Genomic DNA, 17,547 nt, shown 5'->3' on the forward strand with positions numbered 1-17,547 from the left:
AACCCGCGTGCTGCGGCGTTTTCCCGGGAGGACCTCCTTGCGCGCGCAGGGTCGCCCTAACGCCTCACCCGACCTGGTCATCGTTATTCATCATTATCATATAATTATTTTGCCCGCGTTCGTTTAATCCTTCCCCGGGTCAGCGCGGCGCGGCACCCCCTTGTCCCCGCAAGGCAACGACCCCTCGCGTCAGCCCGACATGCCATGGTGCGGAATCGGAGCCGGGCATGCCCGTGCAGTGCGGAACGCCTCCGTGATCTCCACCCCCTGGAGAATGGAAACGGTAGGGGCTTCCCCGCCTGAAACCCTCATTCGCCGGCGCTTCTCAGGAGCCTTTCCAGCTCCTGCGCGCCCCGGATCTCCTCGAGGAGAAGCGCGGCCATCTCCCTCACCTCGGGATCCTCGTCCTCCCGCACGGATGCGAGAGGCTCCACCGCCGCTTCCCCGATCCCGGCGATCCTGTTCCAGCGACGCGTGGCGATGAAATAGCGCGCCCTCTCCGCATCGTCCGCGGGCTCCCACGCGAGCCTGTCCAGCGCCTCGGCCGCCTTCGCCCGCACGTCCGCGTCCCCGTCACGCAGCCTCATTACCAGCTCCGCCACCGCCCGCCTGTCGCCCAGCTTTCCAAGGGCCCAGGCGGCCCTCCACCTCACCTCCCTGTCCTCGTCCGCCAGCGCGGAGATGAGGGGTGGCACCGCCTCCGTATCGCCCAGCAGGCCCAGCGCGGAAGCAGCCCTCCTCCTCTTGTCCGCTCCCGCATCCTTCAGGGCGCGCGTGAGCGGCTTCAGGGCCGGTTTGCCCATGCGCGTGACGTCGTCCCACTTTCCCTGGGCCAGCAGGCTCTCCGCCTTCGCCTCTTCGTCCCCTGTCTCCCAGCCCATCTTCTTGAGTATGTCCCGTGCGAGGACGCGCACGGCCTCATCGCGGTGTTGAAGCGCCGCGCGCAAGGGCTGCACCGCAGCCTCGCCTATTTCGCGCAGTATCCAGGCCACCTTGCGGCGCACGCCGCTGTCGCGATCGGCTAGCGCGCCTACCAGCGCGGGCACCGCTCCCCCTCCGAGTTCCAGCACCTCCCGCCAGCGTCTCTGCGCGATCAAGCGCTCGGCCGCCTCCGCACCTTCCGCGACGGGGACGGGGGCTACTTCCTCCACCGCCGCCTCCGGGACGGGCGCTTCCGCTTCCGCGACGGGGACGGGGGCTTCCTCCGCTTCCACCGCGGCAACGGGAGCTCCTTCCTCCACCGCGGCAACTTCCCGTTCCTCCACCGCTTCCTCCGCCAAGGGGACAGCGGCGGCCTCCACGGCCTCCGGCACTTCCGCGACGGGGACGGGGGCTTCCTCCGCTTCCACCGCGGCAACGGGAGCTCCTTCCTCCACCGCGGCAACTTCCCGTTCCTCCACCGCTTCCTCCGCCAAGGGGACAGCGGCGGCCTCCACGGCCTCCGGCAAGGGGGCCTCCTCCACGACCAGCGGCTCCACGGGAACGGGACGCCATCCTATCTCCTCGAGCGCCCTCGCGGCGGCGTCACGCACTCCCTCGTCCTCATCTTCCCTCGCCTTCAGCAATCCATCCACCGCCTTCTCGTCGCCCAGCCGGCCCAGGGCCCAGACAGCCTTCTCCCTCACCCTGCCGTCACCGTCCAGCAGCGCATCCAAGAGGGGATCGAGCGCCCTGGCGTCGGCGATCTCCCCCAGGGCCCAGGCGGCCTTGAGGCGCGTCTCGCCGTCTCCCGTGCGCAGCGCATCGATGAGGGATTCCACCGCCACGTCTCCCATGCCGGCCAGCCTGTCCCACTCCCGGTCGGCGATGAGCCTCCTGATCTCCTCCTCCTCCACAGGTTTCCAGCCCAGCTTCTCCAGAACCAGGAAGGCGACCCTGCGCACGTCCTCGTCGGGGTCCTTCAGGGCCGCCGTCAAGGAATCCACCGCCCTTCCGTCTCCGATCTCCCCGAGGGCCCAGGCCGTTTTACGCCTCACCTCCGCGTCCTCGTCCGAGAGCGCCTCCGTGAGCGGGAGCACGGCCCTCGCGTCACCGATGACCCCCAGGGCCCAGGCGGCTCCGCGCCGCACCGAGACGTCCGTGTCCCCAAGGCGCTCAATCAAGGGTTCCGTGGCCCTCTCGTTCCTGATGACGCCCAGGGCCCAAGCCGCACCCCTGCGCACCTCCGCGTCCCCATCTCCGAGGGCTGCGAGCAGGGGCTCCAGGGCACCCTCGCCCATGGTGGCGACTTCCTCCCAGTTCCCCTCCTTGATGAGTTCCCTCGCCCTTTCCTCTACCGCCTTCTCCGGCACGGGCAGCTCCTCCGCGGATACCGCGAGCTCCGAGGGCTTCCACCCCAGCCTCGTTAGGACGGAAGCCGCCAGCGCGCGGGCGTTCTCGTCCCCCTTCTGCAGCGTGTCCTGGAGCGCCTCCACCACCGGCTCGCCCATCTTCTCCAGGGCGTTCGCCGCCCTTCCCCTGACCTTTTCGTCCGGGTCGCTCAGGGCTTTTACCAGCGGCGGTATGGCCCTCAGGTCGCCTATGTCACCCAGGACCCTCGCCGCCTCCCTGCGCAGCTCGTCCCCTCCTTCCACGAGGGCATCGATAAGGTCGTCGACGGCCGGGTATCCGATCTTCTTGAGGGCTCCCGCCGCCTTTACCCTCACGTCCCTGACATTATCCTCGAGGCGCTTGACCAGCGCGTTCACGGCGTAGACGCTTCCGATGACCCCCAGGGCCCATGCCGCCCTTCCCCGCACGTCCTCGTCCTCGTCCTCCAATGCCTGGATCAGCGCATCGACCGCGGATTCACCCAGCTCCGTTACCTTATCCCACTCCCGCTTGGCGATGTAATGGCCCGCTTTATCCTCCTCTTCATGGGGCTTCCAACCGAGTTTTCCCAGCACCTCCGAGGCGGCCAGCGCCCCCGCCTCTTCCTCCTCCGGCACTTCCGGCGCGGGAGCGACCATCTCCTGCGTGATCCCCAGCAGGTCCGCGGGCGTCAGGAAGGGGGCCTCCTCCTGGGCCACCTCCACCGCTTCCTTCTCCTCCTCCGCAAGCGCAGGTTCGCGGCCGGTCTCCACCCTGCCCAATATGTCCTCGACCATCACCCGCACGCCTTCCTCATCCGCCACACCAGAGAGGGAGGCCGCGGCGCTCTCGCCGATCTCCGAAAGGGCCCATGCCGCCCCGCGCCGCACGTCCTCGTCCTCGTCCCTGAGGGCCTCCACCAGGGCATCGGAGGCGCGCTCGTCGCCGATGACCCCCAGGGCCCAGGCGGCTCCCCTCCGTTCCTCGACACCGCCTTCCCTCAGCACCTCGAGCAATGGCTCGACCGCTATCACGCCAAGTCTCCCCAGGGCCCACGCCGCCGCCCTGCGCACGTCCTCGTCCTCGTCTTTGAGGGCCCCGATGAGGGTCTCTACCGACCTCTCTTCCTGGACCTCACCCAGCGCCAGCGCCGCACTGCGGCGCACGAACCAGTCGCTGTTGTCCAGGGCTTTCAGCAGGATGTCGAGGATGCTCTCGTCCGCCATCTCCTTGAGGAGCAACGACGCCTCGCGGCGGATGTCCTCGTCTTCCGCGGTGAGGACGTCGGCAAGGGAATCCACCAGGAGCGCGCCTTGCGCCTTTATAACGGATGCCACCTTGCTCCTCGCCTCCCAGCTCTCCTTTTTCAAGGCCCTCAGAACCGATGGCATGGAATCTGGCCCCAGCTCAGCCAGTTTTTCCCATTGGCGGTTGGCGAGGTAGAAGGTGGCCTTGTCCTCATCCCTGACCGGCTGCCAGTCCAGCTTGGCCAGGACCGCCGCGGCCAGCTTGCGCACATCGTCCTCGCCCTCCCGCATATAACGTTCGAGGGCCGGGATCGCCCTGCGCTCGTGCAGGCTTATCAGGGCCGCCGCCGCCTCCCTGCGCACCTCCTTGTCCTCATCCTTCATCGCCGCCAGCAGATGTTCCACCGCCGTCTTGTCGCGTATCACCCCCAGGGCGATGGCCGCGTCCTTCCTCACCGAGGCTTCCTCGGATCCCAGGGAGTTGATGAGGTATTTCGAGGCGACAGCGCCCAGCTTCTCCAGGGCCCACGCCGCCGCCCATCTCACGTTGTCGTCCTCTTCCTTCAGGGCCTGCACCAGCGGGCGCACGGCCCTGACGTCGCCTATGGACCCCAGCACCAGGGCCGCCTTCGCCTTCGCCTCCCCTTCCTCCGTCCTCAACGCCTGTACCAGGGAATCGACGACCGATTTGCCTATCTTTTCCAGGCTCCATGCCGCCTTCCACCTGACGTCGCTGTCCTCGTCGCTCAGCGCCTGGATAAGGGGCCTCGCGGCCGGTTTTCCTATCTCGCCCAGGGCCCACGCCGCCGCCCAGCGGACGTCCTCGTCCTGATCATGCAGGGCCTCGATAAGTGGCGCCACCGCGCGTGCTCTCTTCAGCTTGCCCAGCGCCAGGGCGGCGTTGATGCGCAAGTTGACGTCCTCGCTCTTGAGGGTCTGTATCAGCCCGTTGACATCCCTCTTCGCCTCCATCTTCTCGATATTGGGCTTGATCAGCTTTGTCCTGGAAGGCTTGAAGATTTTCACCTGCCATCTCCCCTTGTCATCCCGCGAAAGACCTCTCCAATGACAACGCGCGAAGGTGCCGGCCCTCTCTCGTCATTTCCGTGTCCCGCAGCGAACAGGGTCCTCGCCGCCCGGGTGATGCCCATTTCCTGCCGTGAAGGTCCAGGCACTCTACATCTTATTAAACATCCATTATATACGGCCTTCGTGTCAACCCTGACGACCCCCCTCCTTGCCGCCCCGGCTTTCGGCGCGAGCACCCCGCCGCCCTTCCCGTCGTGCCGTTGCATATGCCTGGAGGATTTACTTTGCCGAGAAAGAATTATATTGTATGGCAGGTGAGAATTCTAACGTGCCAGCTGCCGTAAGGCTCCGCTTCGGGGCATGTCGTGATCCGTGGGATTCGTTCATTATCGATGACATGGCCATGTGGTGGCGAAATCTATGTGCAGAATTTATACTTAGGTTTTGAGGCAAGGGGACTGCCTCACGAGAGGCGATGGATCGGATCTTCTGAAGGAGGAGATGGTAATGGCGATCAGCCCAATGGACATCCATCTTAAGGAATTCAGCGTCGTCAGCACCGGGGGCTACGACAGGCAGGAGGTCGATTCCTTTCTTGACTCCGTGGCGGACGAGCTGGAAAGGCTGGAAAGCCGGAACAAGGAGCTGGAGGATCTCATCGCCCGCATGCATCAGAAGGTCTCCCAGTTCGACGAGATGCAGAAGATGCTGCAGACGGCGCTTACCAATGCTCAGAAGAGCGCCGGCAACATACTGCAGGAGGCAAGGAGCCAGGCAGCGGCCATCATAAAGAGGGCCCAGGAAAGAAGTGAACGCATCGTGAAAGAGATGGAGCGCGAGAGGGAACGCATCATCTCCTCCGTCGCCTCGGTACGCGAGCAGATCATGGAGCAGATCCCGCGCATGCGCGAGCTGCTCGAAAAGAGCCGGCAGCTTCTCGGGGAGTACGAGGAATGCACCCTGAAAGCGGATATCTCGTCGGAGTCCAAGGCGGTGAGCGAAGAGCCGGAGACCGTGGAGGAAGGGGAGGTCCAGGCGGCAAGCGAGCAGGCCGAGGTGGCAAAGGAAGAGGCCGCGCCCGTCGAGGAAGAAGCCGGGGCCGCCGCGTCCGCGGAAACTCCCGGCGAGGATAAGGAGAAATACATCTGGGACTAGCCGCGGCGAAAGGGATCGCGGAAAAAGGGCGCGTGCGCAACGCGCCCTTTTCATCGCCCCCGATCATCGTCCCGGGGACCAAACAGCCGCCCATCGCCTGCGGCGCGGTGGGGTCACCCGGCATCAACGCTCACGCATTTGCAGAATCTGCTCACCGCCCCCAACCCTCACGGCGTGGCACCGTGGGGTCACCCGGCATCAACGCTCACGCACCCTCGGGCTTGATGCGCTCGTCTACGGGGTCCCGCGAATCACGGATACGCGTCTCCCCCGCCCTCACCACGAAAACGGTGGTCATGCCCGCAGCGACCAGGTTGCCTTCCTCGTCCCTCACCTCCCCCTGGCCCACGCCGGTGTAGCGCCCCTTGTGCAGGGCCTTCCCCTCGCCGTAAAGGACCCCGCCGCTCACGTTGGAAATGAAGTTGATGCGCTGGTCCAGCGTCACCGCGGCCTCGCCCTCACCGAGAAGCGTCCCCACGGCGATGGAACAGGTCGAGTCGAGGAGGGCGGCGAGAACACCCCCGTGCAGGATGCCGTAGAGGTTCTTGTGCTCCTCCCTAACCTCCAGGCGCAGCCTCGCCCGCCCCTCGCCCATCTCCAGCACCTCCATGCCCAGGTGGCGGTAGAAGGGTGAGTTGTTTAGGAGCGAGAAGATGCCCTCCCTCAGGTCACGCAGGCCGCCCTCTTCGCTCATGTTTCCACCTTTCACTCCGAGACTTTCACTCCGAGACTTTCACTCCGGGACTTTCACTCCGGGACTTTCACTCCGGGACGCGGAGGCGGCACCGCCGCTAGCGACGCGGTCCCCTCCGCCGGGTCACCCAGGATTCACGCCCCACCGGTCCCCGACCGCGTTCGCCCGTATCCTTTCGCACGTACCCGTTCGCTCATATTATCTCCTGCAGGGGCCTCACCTCGATCATGTCCAGGTTCTCGAAGCTCAGGGGATATCTCCCCTCCTGGATACCGCGGATGATGTCGGTGACCCTGTCGTTCACCGGGGTGGGAACCCCCACTTCCGCCGACCTGGCCGAGAGATACCCGTTCAGCGTCTCCACCTCGCAGGGCAAGCCCTTGCGCAGGTCCTGCAGCATGCTGGCGACGAGGTCGCGGTGCCTGCCCCACACCATGCGGATGACGTTGAGCGCGTTCTCCTCGCTCTCCCTGATGATGTCCAGGAGGATGCCGGGATCCACGCCCTGCATGGGCTCCATGGTTATACCCAGGGCACGCGCCGTCTTGATGGTCTCCACGATGATGGACGTCGCCGCCACCAGGGCCTTCTCGTTGTCGAGGATCTCCCCATAGGTGCAGTTAAGGGCCGCTCCGACGCCGCTGAAAGATACGTTGGCCATGAGCTTGGTCCAGCGTATACCGGCCAGGTTGGTGGTGATCTCCGGCTTTCCGGCCTTCTCGAGGATGGCCTTGATCGCCTGCAGCCGTTCGGTCACCGTGCCGTCAAGCTCCCCGATATCGTAGGTCATGGCCTCCGTCTCGCTGGTCAGCTCCGACACCCCGGGCTCCAGGAGGGTGGCCCCCCAGCCGATGGCCCCTCCCAGTGTCCTCTCCCTCCCCACCACCGCGGCGACCCTGTCTTCGGGAACGCCGTTCTGCAGGGTGATGACGGCGCTCTCCTCCCCGATGTAAGGGAGGATCTCGGGGAGGGCAACGTCGTCGTAGGTGGTCTTCACCACGTAAATGACCAGATCGTATATCCCCTGCATCTCCGCTGGGGTTATGGCCCGCACCGGCACGGTCAGTTGCATGTGACCGGTTACACGCGCCCCCTTCTCGTTCATGGCTCTCACGTGGGCCTCGTTCACGTCCACCAGGACGATGTCCTCCCCTCCCCGCGTGAGCAGGGCGCCGATGACGGTGCCCATGGAGCCCGCTCCCACCAGAGCTATCCTCATATCCATCCCTCCCTCGCTCGCGACACGGACCTCCCGTCTTTAACTTCCGCCCCTTCGGCCGGCCTCCCTCCCGTGAAGTAACGCGCCCGTGTCTCCTTCTCTCGTGCCACGCTCATATTATAAGCGTATGGGCGCCCCGGGCGCCCTGTGCGTCGCCCGCGGCCGCGTTCCACCCCGGCGACCGCCCGGCGATGCAATGCCGCGTGCTGCGACCGTTGCGATGGCACGTGCTGCGACCGTTGCGATGGCGCGCCGCCGCAGAAGCGCGCCTGCTGCGTGACCGCGCGGCCGCGTTCCTTCCCATCTGGTAGAATCTTTTTACGGAGGTGGGAACAGGTGAAGCTTCGCGGGACCCTTCTCCCGACGATCGTTTTCCTCATTGCCGCATCGCTACTGGCATTTCCAGCCGGCGGATGCCTCGGCGGCAGCGTTTCCGGCACGCAGGAACGCAACGCCGAGGACAGCGCGCGCCTGGCGCTGGAGCTCGCGGAGCACGTGCGGTACGTGAGGGACAACGCGTCCCAGCTCGCCTCCCTGATCCACAGGTACATAAACGAGGAGAGGAAGAAGCGCGGCCTGCGCGACCTGCAGTGGGACCAGCAGCTGGCCCAGATCGCCTACGCCCACAGCAAGGACATGTCGGACCGGGACTACTTCGACCACGTCAGCCCGGAGGGCGAGGACTTCTCCGCCCGCTACCGCAAGAACGGCTACACCCTGCAGACGCGCGTGGGGGACCAGGTCTACGTGGGAGGGGAAAACCTCTTCCTCAACAACGTGGTGGCCTCCTACACCTACGACCAGCTCAGCGGGGAGGTGCTCTCCTATACGTTCAACGACCTCGAAAAGCTGGCACGCTCCACCGTGGACGGCTGGATGGACAGCCCCGGACACCGCGAGAACATCCTCACCCCCTTCTCGCGAGAGGGGATCGGCATCTTCGTCAACGGCGAGGGCGAGGTCTATATCACGGAGAACTTCTCATGAACCAGGCTCGAGGGTTGCAAGCGCATGCGCCTGCCGCCGGGGATGACCACGGCGAAAGGCTGCTGGTCAGGGATTTCGTGCTCGTGTGCGTCAGCAATTTCCTGGCATTTTTTTCTATATACATGATCATCCCCGTGCTCCCCGTCTTCCTGGAGGATAGGGGCTACAGCAATGCCCTCATCGGGGCCATCATGTCCATGGCCACGGTGGCCGCCCTGCTGCGCCCCATGCTGGGGCGAGCAGCGGACCGGCATGGCCGCAAGCTCGTCTTCGCCTGGGGGACCGCCTTGCTGGGGGCCTCCACCTTCCTCTACGCAGCCTTCGGGTCCGCCCTCCCCCTGTTCATCATCCGTTTCCTCAACGGCCTGGGCCTGGCAGCCTTCCATACCGCGGCCTACGCCATGGTGGGCGACCTGGCTCCTCCGCGGCGCCGCCTGCAGGCCATCGCCCTCTTCTACATATCCGTCGACGTGACCATCGCCCTGGCTCCCCTGGCCGCGGAGGCCATGAAGGAGAGCTGGGGCTTCACGCCCCTCTACCTCGTCGCGGGATCCGTCGCCGTGCTCTCCTTCCTCTCCACGCTGATAATCCGGGAGAGCGGTGCGCAGGGCGAAGGAACGGGCCCCGGCAGGGAGCGCCACGCACGCATCACGAGCCTGCAGCGGGCCATATACACGGCGGTACTGGGATTCACCATGACCTTTGGCGCCCTGCAGACCTTCATCGTCCTCTCGTCGCTGGAACACGGCATCGAGCAGGGCGAGCTCTTCTTCACGGTCTTCGCCGCCACCCTCATCGTGTTCCGGTTGGGCGTGGGGAAGAGGGCGGACCGCATCTCCCGCCGACCCCTCATCCTCTTCTCCGCCTTCGTGACCCTTGCCGGGCTGATCGTACTCGCCTTTTCCGCCAACCTGGCCCTGCTCATCCTGGGAAGCTTCATCTACGCCGTCGGGTTCGCCTACCTGCCCACCACCCTCTCCGCGCTACTCCTCGACCACACCCCGCCCGATTCCAGGGGCCTCGCCCTGGGGATATTCATGGCGGTCTTCGACGGCGGCATCGGCCTGGGCGGCATCGCCCTGGGCCCCCTCGCCGACCTCTGGGGATACGCAGCGATGTACGTGACAAGCGGTTGTCTTGCGGCCGCAGGCCTCCTCTATTTCTACGCGCGGACATCGGGACGGCTCGAGGCATCCGCTGAGAAGGCTGGCGTGGAGGGCTAGACCGGGAGGGTCATTGTGGCCGTTCCCCACAGGCGTTAAACTAACCCCATCAACATGCCATACGGCAGCGCGGGCAGGCAGGGTCAGCGGTCTTTCGCTGTCCGGGGAAGAGGGAGGTACGCCTTGGCGGTCGCTTACAGTGAAAGATCGGTCGAGGTCAACGGACTGGAGATATACTACCGCGAGTACGGTCCCGGCGATCGCTCCCGCGAGCCGCTGCTGCTCATCATGGGCCTGAGCGGCAACGCCGACTGGTGGGACCCCCTCCTCCTGGAACTCCTGTCGCAGCGCTTTCACGTGGTCACCTTCGACAACCGCGGAGCCGGCAGGTCGGGCAAGCCGTCTGGACCTTATTCCATCGCGCAGATGGCGGAAGACGCGGCGGGCCTCATGGACCACCTGGGCTGGGCCTCTGCACACGTGCTCGGGATGTCCATGGGGGGGATGATCGCCCAAGAGCTCGCCCTCCAGTACCCCGACCGCGTCAGGAAGCTCGTGCTGCTGGTAACCACCTGCGGCGGCAGGGAACACGTGCAGCCCGGACAGGAAGTCCTGAAGATGCTCCTCCCCGAGGAGGGCATGAACCTCGAGCGCATGGCCGAGACCACCTTAAAGCTGCTCTTCCCCCAGTCCTTCATCGACGCGAACCCGGTGGCCGCGGAGGAGATGAAGCGAGCCGTGCTCAGGGCGCCTATTCCCACGCGGTGTTTCCTCGCCCAGTTCAACGCCATCGTCACCTGGTCGGACTTCCCGCGCCTGAAGGATATCCGGCAGGAGACCCTTATCATCACCGGATCGGAGGACATCCTGGTCCCGCCCGAAAATTCTCGTATCCTGGCGAGGGAGATACCGAACAGCCGCCTGCTGGAGTTCCCCGGCGGAGGTCACGGCCTCATAGGGCAGTTTCCGCGGGAGGTGGCGGAGGAGGTCATCGCTTTCCTGGCCTGAAGCCGCTCGTTTCTGGCCCAGAATCTCTCGTTTCTGGCACAGACTATATTCACCCCGCCTGCGGGCGCGCCTGCCCGCCCCGAAAAGCTCCTTTTGCTCTCGGACCTGTCATCGCGAGCGTCCTTACCTGTCATCGCGAGCGTCCTTACCTGTCATCGCGAGCGGAGCGAAGCAATCTCAAAGAAGCATGTCATCGCGAGGAGGGGTTTGAATGTCATCGCGACGTCCTTACCTGTCATCGCGAGGAGCGGAGCGACGAAGCGATCTCATCCGGAAAAAACGTCTCCGCCGTGAAGGCGCTGCCGGGCAACATGTCCCATTATGCGTACGAGATTGCTTCGCCGGCGCTTCGCGCCTCCTCGCAATGACATTCTGAAGAACACGCCTTCGCGCCTCCTCGCAATGACATTCTGAAGAACACGCCTTCGCGCCTCCTCGCAATGACATTCTAAAGAACACGCCTTCGCGCCACCGTGCCATGACTTTCTTGTAACGCGCGACCACGCGATGACATCGTTTGATTCAGCCCAGCATGTGCGCTAAGCCTGCCCCTCCATTTTCCTCAACCGCAGGGTGGGCACCTCCTCGCAGGTGATCACCTCCTCCAGCCGTGCCCTCCGCGACTCGTCGAGGGAACCGCTGGAGAGCAGGGAAGCGAGCTTCTGCGCGTTGAGGACGCTGACTTTTTCCCACACGCCCTCACGCTTGAGCGCCTCCTCCACGGCCTCCCTTTCCGCGCTGCCGGGAGGCGGCAGCTTCGGTCTCATCTCGCGCCTTATGCTCAGGACCTTGAAGCTGCCCCGGATGTTGTCCACGCCGTGGAAGTCGGCGAACTCCAGCAGCTCCCGGCGCAGCAGCTCTATCTGGTCCTCCGCCTCTTTCTTTCTCGCCTGCCACTCCGCGTACTGGTCCACGAGCTGTATGCCCCTGTCCATCCCCAGCTCGCGCACGGGGAGGGAGGCGGTCATGAAAAGGTGCTTGCGCCTGGGGCAATACTCCTGAAACTCGCACCACTCGCAGAGCTCGCTCTCCCGTGGTGGAAATTCCTGGGAGCTCTCGATGCGCTGCACCACCTCCACGGCTGCGGCGGCCACCCCGTCAAGGTCGCGCCGCTCTCTCTTCAGGCGCAGTTCGCGCCCGAAGACCAGGTAGTGCCAGACCAGCTCCACCTCCCGGGCATCGGGGAAGGCCTTCTCCACGGCGAGCTGGTAGAGGCTGAGCTGCCGGTCTTTCTCCAACTGTTCCCGGGTGGGCAGTGTCTGGGAGGTCTTATAGTCATGGATCTCGTAGCGTCCTTCCTCCAGCCCGTCCAGCCTGTCCAGGACTCCCACGAAATCGATCTGCCTTCCCTCCGCGTCGTAGAGGGGAATCCTGACCATCTTCTCGAGCCAGATGGGGACACCGCCGGTGAACGGGTGATAACGGGCGTAGTATTCCTGCACGCAGCGCAGGCCCGTTTCCCGGTAATCCTCGGCCCGGTACTCGCTCCTCACGATGAAGATGTCGTCACCGAAACCGGCCTCCCACTGGTCGAGGAAATACCTGCCCACCTCCTCCGGACCCGGCAGGCGGGACATGCGGAGGTCCCTGTACAGCTTCTCCAGCGTGGCATGGACCACGGAGCCCATGAAAGCTTCGATGCCGCGCCGGCCCGCCTTTATGCGCTCCAGGTATTGCAGCCTGTACTTGAGCGGGCAGGCCTCGAAGGTCTCCAGCTGGCTGTGCGAGTAAGTCACCGCGCTTTCACCTCCTGAGAGAATGATACCCCGCACCCATGACAAGTCAGTAAGCCCCTCGTCTTCCCTCGCCTCACCTTCTCCTGCCCTCCCGGCAGGGCGGGCGACCTTCCCTCCGGGCAAGCGCCGTGGGAGCGAGGCGAACGCGGAGATGCGTCAAGAGTCTGCAAGAAAAAAGCGGCGGGCCCGCATCCGGCCCGCCGCCACGTTCTCCCTGGGTCTCGTTACGCCTCTTCCAACTCCTTGACCATCTTCAGCAGCCTCCTGCGGCGTGCTTTCACCACCCCCTTGACCACCCGATACCCGAGGTAGGCGCCGACCAGGTAGGGAAGGACCGGCTTCACTTGCCGTATCACCTCCTGGACCTGCCTCTGTTTTTCCTCGGCTTCCTGCCTGGCGATCTCCTGCAGCTCCCCGACGGTCTCCTTCATCTCCTCCGTGGTTCCCTTGATCTCCTCCACGAACTCGGATCCCACCACGGGCATCTCCCTGGCGCCCTTCTTTATGGTCTTCACGCCCACTGCTACCACCACGCCTCCGAAGAGAAAGGCGCCGATGACCACGATGAGCGAGGAGAGCCACAGCCGGTCCAGGGCGATGTTCAAGAGGAGCATCAGCACCGCCAGGATGTACACCGCGGCCACCGCTATCACCGAAACCCCGAAGATGGCGATGGCCACCCCTATACCGATGCGCTTGCCCCCCTCCTTAGCCTTCTCCTTGACTTGCTTCCCCTCGGGGCCGCTGAGCCTGGCGACCTGGCTGCGAATCCTTGCGGTCAAGTGCATCAGGTGCTGCACCCGCGACTTCACCTCGGATATCCTGCTCACGCAACCTCCTTTCTTCGCGTTCCCCTCCTACCGGCACCGATAGCGAGCGGCGCCGACATCTTCGCCTGCCCCGGCCTCCGTAGCGCCGCGGCGCCGCGTAAATCTCCTCACGTGAGGCCGGCAAGCCCGGGTATAACTTCGCCCGGGACAGAACGATGACCTTTTCGCCCCTTGCAGCCCACGAGAGGTCCTGTCCAGCCAACCCACGTGCTTCCTGTTCCCGCGGGCCTGTTTCCGGTTTAATGCAACCCAGCTTGCTCAGTCTGCCCCGAACCCTAACGAGGTCCCGGCTTGCGCCCGCGGGCCTGTTTCCAGTTTAATACCAGAGGGTATAAAAAAGCTATGTCGCAGGGAAACTGGATAGTATTCGTGCACTTCATCGCCATTTGGCTCAGCGTGATCACCAGCCTGGTGGCGGGATGGTCCCTTTCCATCCACAACTACGTCTCCTTTCCCGTCGGTTGCATGGTCTGGTTGCTGGGGCTGCTGATCAACCTGCGCCAGCTGCGTGATTTCCGCATGTCACCCACGACCCGTCGCAGGCAATATTCCCAGATCAGCCACCAGAGGATCGCCGCCCGCACCATCATGAACGTGGGCATAGCCCTCGCCTTCCGCTCGTGGTTCACCTTGCTCGTGGCCGGGCTCCTCATCCCCATGTACATATCCGCGGCCAGGAAACGCAGGGCTTACCTCGATTACCTGCGCACGGGGATGCTCAGCGACGCCTTTCCCCACCGCGTGAAGCGACACTGATCCACGGGGCCCGGGGCGAGCGCTCTTACCGCTCTCCCTGGTTGTCTCCGGTTATTTCCGGCCAGAAGCGGGCCACCATGTCCAGGGCCAGGGCCGGCCAGCAGAAATCGGGGATGCGCCTGCCGGACCCGTCCCGCGAGTCGTAGAACTCCCAGAAACCCTCTCGGAGCACCATCCTCACCACCCGCCGCGTGATCTCCCGCGCCACGTCCCGGTACCCGTACTCATCCAGGGCGATGGCCAGCATCCAGCAGAAGTTAACCCACACGCAGTGGCCGGCCCAGAGGCGGCTCTCCACCCACCTCCCCTCCCTCTCCAGCTCGTCCAGGGGGTTGAAGGGAACAGGGTAGGGGGTGAAGAACTCCCTTGGGTTCAGGAGGTGGTCCTCGATGAGACGGCCCGCCCTCTCGCCGCCGCACAGGCCCCCGAAGAGGGGCATGAGGGAATCGGCGGTCTTCCTCCTCGCCAGGCGGGGATCGCGGAAGCCGAAGCGCGGGAAGTAGCAACCCACCGTTTCGTCCCAGCACAGCTCGTCCAGGGCCTCCATCATCGCCCGGGCCCTTTCCCCATACCGCCTCTCCCTCTCCGCGTCACCCAGCTCGTGCGCCAGCTCGGCCATGCTGCGGCAGGCGCGCACGGTCAGGCAGTTGACGGTGAGCTCCTGGCACACGAAGCGGTCGGCCCGGGCCAGCTTTCCGGGATCCCACCCGTGGACGCGGTTGAAGGCGAAGAGGACGGTGGGGTAGAGATCGGAGCGCAGCAGGCTCCGCATCTCTCCCCTTTCCAGCCCCATGGCGCTGAAGAACTGTGGGGACATGTCCGTCCCCGATTCCCAGGGGTGGAAGATGGTCACCAGGCCGTCGCCGAAGACGTTCCGTTCCTCCAGGAGGAAGTCAAGGCTCCGGCACATGTTGGGCCACAGCCCCTTCAGCCACCCCCGGTCCCCGGTGCTCTCGTACACCAGCTGCGCGGCGTAGTGGTAGCTGGGGGGGTCGATCATGTAGGAGGCCCCCCGGCGGTCGAACTCCCAGCGCACCAGCCAGGTCTGCAGGTGGCGCAGGCGGGGGTGCTCCGTGCGGTGGGGCAGCAGCACCTCGTGGGGGAGGTGGCCGTCCTCCCGCACCTGGCGGAAGAGGGTCTCCAGCTCCCGGGCCGCCTTGCGGGCGTCGATGTGGCGCATGGCCACGGCGTGGAAGCCGCTGTCCCACCCGAAGAGGGATGGGTAGTGGTGGTAGGAGGGCATGTGGTAGTAGATGTCCCCCTCGTCCACCTCGTTCAGGGCGAGGACGCGCCCGGATTCCTCCAACAGCCTCCGCCAGTCCTCACGCGTCAGCGGCGCGCGGTCCATCACTGCGCGGGCGGCTCCTGGTAGGCCGGTACCCCGTACACCTTCTCGTAGGCGCGGCACCAGGGGCAGACCTTGAGACCCGCCTCCAGCTTGACCAGCTGGTAGAAGATGCCCTTCCCCTTCTTCCTCCCCAGCTTGCATAGGGTGCACTTGTCACGGCAGAAGGCAGCCCTCCGCAAGGTCTTCTCATCCCACTGCCCGCTCTCGACCCTCTCGCCGCTCTCCATGTCTCCTCCCCTCGGAGTCGCGTCTTCAACCTTCGACCCAAGTTTACATCCTTTCCCCGCCTTCCCCGCAAGTCGCAATTCATCAGCATTTCCGATAATCCGATGATCGGAGGTGTGGCGAATGAACCGGGGGGAGGCCGTAAGGGTGGGCAAGCGCGGGGTAGCTGTTATTCCCGCCTCTCTTCGCAGGGCCTATCATCTGGATTAGGGTTCTTTGCCGGCAACGGAGCCTTGCGAGGAAAGGATCATGCCCAGACCGGCGATGGTATACCCCGTCGAGATATATGCGCCGGAGAGGAGGGCGGGGTTCTTCCGTAAAGTCGCAACGGTGCCGGGGCAAGCGGTGGGCGAAACCCGTCTCATATCCCTCGAGGGGAAAGACATTCCTGTTTTTTCGACCGCCCCTTCATCCAAGGGAACGCACTTCACAACCGGAGCCATTCGCCATTTCGGCGAAAATCTCCGAAAATCGTCGAAGGCGTTCTCATGGGCGCTCCTGTGGAGGCTATTTGAAAACGAGACGACAACGGCCGAACAAGGAAAACGCCCCCCCTACCGCGCCGTCCCCGGTGTTCATGAGATCTTCGGGATGCGCCTATGCCAGGCCCCGCTCCTCCAGGATGCGCCGCATGGTCTCCAGCCTGTCCCGGGGCGGGACCACGGCATCCTCCCTCTCTTCCAGGGTTATGGCGCCCTGCCCGCAGGTCGGCACGCAGACACCGCAACCGATGCACCTCCGGGGGTCGATGGCCGCTACCCCGCCGTCAACCGCGATGGCATCCATGGGACAGCGCTCCACGCATACCCCGCAGCCGTCGCATGCATCGGCGTTGAGCAGGGAGCGGTAGTTGGAGTGCAGGATCTCCCCCGGGTTGGGAAGGACCTTCATTATCCTCAAGCCCGAGCAGCAGCAGGGACAGCATGAGCACACGAACCTGATCTCCCGGGCGTTCTCCGCCAGGAGCACCAGCCCCAGCTCCTCCGAGCGTTCGAGTAGCCCCAGGGCTTCATCCACGCCGATCCTCCGGCCGGGCCAGCCGTTCTCCAGGTGATAGCGGGCGAAGTCACCGAACATGAGGCAGATCTCCAGGGGGTAATGGCAGCGGCGTCCCAGCAATCCCTGCTGCCTGCGGCAGATGCATTGCTTGACGCCTAAGAATTCGTGCTCGCGCACCAGGTCCCTTATGCGGTCATAGGCGGCGACGGCGTGGGACGCGTCCACCGCCGACCCCACGGGGATGAATCGCGTCTGCAGCGTCTTCGCCCCTGCCATGGCCAGCCCCACGTAGGGGATGTACTCCTCGACCATCTCCGCCAGCTCGCGGTCCATGGTCCCCAGGTTGTACTCGTATATGCCCACGATGAACTGCTCCAGGCGGTAGCGGGCATCCCCGCCCTCCCCTTCCCTGTAGATCAACCCCCGGGAGGCCATGGAGGCGAGCCTCTCCGCCGCTTCCGCCTCCTCTATGCCGTGCCGCCGTGCGATCTCTTTCGGTGAGCGGGGCTCCCGCTCCAAACAAACGGCCAGCTCCGCTTCCTCGGGAGAGAAGAGCTTGGAGAGGATCTTCATCTCCACGCCGCTCTCGGTGGCGGGGAATCCCCCCGGCATCTTGTCCAGCAGTTCCTTCAGCCTCGCATATGTCTGCTCGCTCACGTTCTCGCTCCTTGATTCGCTCTCCCCCGGGTCGTGCCTTCTATCCTCGGTTAAAGTTTACATCCTTTCCCCGCCATCCCCGCAAGCTGCAGCTTCTCCCCGCATCGCTGTGCCGAACCTCGCCGCTGCCCTTTGATTCTTCGATTCACCAGGCCATGACTTTCTACCTTCAGAACTCGAATCTCTATTCCCTCGATGTGCCAGC

13 protein-coding genes are annotated in these 17,547 nt (G+C 64.8%); 5 read left to right on the top strand and 8 right to left on the bottom strand.

Going from position 1 to position 17,547, the window contains the following annotated elements:
* Positions 1-308 precede the first annotated feature (308 nt).
* The gene (locus H5T73_01220) at positions 309-4,562 is read right to left on the bottom strand and encodes a HEAT repeat domain-containing protein (GenBank protein ID MBC7246384.1); all 4,254 of its coding nucleotides are present in this window, start codon (positions 4,560-4,562) and stop codon (positions 309-311) included.
* A 510-nt stretch (positions 4,563-5,072) separates the two neighbouring features.
* On the opposite strand from H5T73_01220, the gene H5T73_01225 reads away from it, so the two are divergent.
* A complete protein-coding gene (locus tag H5T73_01225; GenBank protein ID MBC7246385.1) occupies positions 5,073-5,720 on the top strand; it encodes a DivIVA domain-containing protein in 648 nt (215 codons plus the stop codon).
* Between the two features lie 205 nt (positions 5,721-5,925).
* On the opposite strand, the gene H5T73_01230 is transcribed toward H5T73_01225, so the two are convergent.
* Together H5T73_01230 and H5T73_01235 are read right to left on the bottom strand one after the other, a co-directional pair.
* Positions 5,926-6,414, bottom strand: a complete 489-nt coding sequence (locus tag H5T73_01230; GenBank protein MBC7246386.1) for a PaaI family thioesterase — start codon at positions 6,412-6,414, stop codon at positions 5,926-5,928.
* Between the two features lie 193 nt (positions 6,415-6,607).
* The gene (locus H5T73_01235; protein ID MBC7246387.1) at positions 6,608-7,633 is read right to left on the bottom strand and encodes a ketopantoate reductase family protein; all 1,026 of its coding nucleotides are present in this window, start codon (positions 7,631-7,633) and stop codon (positions 6,608-6,610) included.
* Positions 7,634-7,969: 336 nt separating this feature from the next.
* On the opposite strand from H5T73_01235, the gene H5T73_01240 reads away from it, so the two are divergent.
* The 3 genes from H5T73_01240 (at position 7,970) to H5T73_01250 (ending at position 10,791) form a co-directional block, all read left to right on the top strand.
* Entirely contained in the window at positions 7,970-8,620 is a 651-nt protein-coding gene (locus H5T73_01240) for a CAP domain-containing protein (protein ID MBC7246388.1), read from the top strand.
* Positions 8,617-9,843 carry an MFS transporter gene (locus H5T73_01245; GenBank protein MBC7246389.1) on the top strand — a complete coding sequence of 409 codons (1,227 nt, stop codon included), beginning with the start codon at positions 8,617-8,619 and terminating at the stop codon, positions 9,841-9,843. Before H5T73_01240 ends, H5T73_01245 begins: the two co-directional genes overlap by 4 nt.
* A 123-nt stretch (positions 9,844-9,966) precedes the next feature.
* A complete protein-coding gene (locus H5T73_01250; protein ID MBC7246390.1) occupies positions 9,967-10,791 on the top strand; it encodes an alpha/beta fold hydrolase in 825 nt (274 codons plus the stop codon).
* 539 nt (positions 10,792-11,330) lie between these two features.
* Here the strand turns inward: H5T73_01250 and H5T73_01255 are convergent.
* Positions 11,331-12,527 carry a PD-(D/E)XK nuclease family protein gene (locus tag H5T73_01255; GenBank protein ID MBC7246391.1) on the bottom strand — a complete coding sequence of 399 codons (1,197 nt, stop codon included), beginning with the start codon at positions 12,525-12,527 and terminating at the stop codon, positions 11,331-11,333.
* Positions 12,528-12,751: 224 nt separating this feature from the next.
* Positions 12,752-13,357: a phage holin family protein gene (locus H5T73_01260; protein ID MBC7246392.1), complete on the bottom strand. Its 606-nt coding sequence runs from the start codon at positions 13,355-13,357 to the stop codon at positions 12,752-12,754.
* A 342-nt stretch (positions 13,358-13,699) separates the two neighbouring features.
* On the opposite strand from H5T73_01260, the gene H5T73_01265 reads away from it, so the two are divergent.
* Positions 13,700-14,113 carry a hypothetical protein gene (locus tag H5T73_01265; protein ID MBC7246393.1) on the top strand — a complete coding sequence of 138 codons (414 nt, stop codon included), beginning with the start codon at positions 13,700-13,702 and terminating at the stop codon, positions 14,111-14,113.
* Between the two features lie 25 nt (positions 14,114-14,138).
* Here the strand turns inward: H5T73_01265 and H5T73_01270 are convergent, their stop codons facing one another.
* The 3 genes from H5T73_01270 to H5T73_01280 all read right to left on the bottom strand — a co-directional run bounded on the left by H5T73_01270 (position 14,139) and on the right by H5T73_01280 (position 17,342).
* Positions 14,139-15,461, bottom strand: a complete 1,323-nt coding sequence (locus tag H5T73_01270) for a hypothetical protein (protein ID MBC7246394.1) — start codon at positions 15,459-15,461, stop codon at positions 14,139-14,141.
* Positions 15,461-15,688, bottom strand: coding sequence for a hypothetical protein (locus tag H5T73_01275; GenBank protein ID MBC7246395.1), 228 nt, complete (start codon positions 15,686-15,688; stop codon positions 15,461-15,463). The genes H5T73_01270 and H5T73_01275 overlap by 1 nt, the downstream gene beginning before the upstream one ends.
* Positions 15,689-16,283: 595 nt before the next feature.
* A complete protein-coding gene (locus H5T73_01280; GenBank protein MBC7246396.1) occupies positions 16,284-17,342 on the bottom strand; it encodes a 4Fe-4S binding protein in 1,059 nt (352 codons plus the stop codon).
* Positions 17,343-17,547 lie beyond the last annotated feature (205 nt).

The organism is Actinomycetota bacterium (genome assembly GCA_014360655.1).
Classification (GTDB): Bacteria; Actinomycetota; Geothermincolia; order Geothermincolales; family RBG-13-55-18; genus JACIXC01.

What these genes read in the sequence shown, in the direction of transcription:
- H5T73_01225 (MBC7246385.1), top strand. Translation starts at nt 5,073, where the DNA reads ATGGCGATCAGCCCAATGGACATCCATCTTAAGGAATTCAGCGTCGTC.
- H5T73_01230 (MBC7246386.1), bottom strand. Translation starts at nt 6,414, where the DNA reads ATGAGCGAAGAGGGCGGCCTGCGTGACCTGAGGGAGGGCATCTTCTCG.
- H5T73_01235 (MBC7246387.1), bottom strand. Translation starts at nt 7,633, where the DNA reads ATGAGGATAGCTCTGGTGGGAGCGGGCTCCATGGGCACCGTCATCGGC.
- H5T73_01245 (MBC7246389.1), top strand. Translation starts at nt 8,617, where the DNA reads ATGAACCAGGCTCGAGGGTTGCAAGCGCATGCGCCTGCCGCCGGGGAT.
- H5T73_01265 (MBC7246393.1), top strand. Translation starts at nt 13,700, where the DNA reads ATGTCGCAGGGAAACTGGATAGTATTCGTGCACTTCATCGCCATTTGG.
- H5T73_01270 (MBC7246394.1), bottom strand. Translation starts at nt 15,461, where the DNA reads ATGGACCGCGCGCCGCTGACGCGTGAGGACTGGCGGAGGCTGTTGGAG.
- H5T73_01275 (MBC7246395.1), bottom strand. Translation starts at nt 15,688, where the DNA reads ATGGAGAGCGGCGAGAGGGTCGAGAGCGGGCAGTGGGATGAGAAGACC.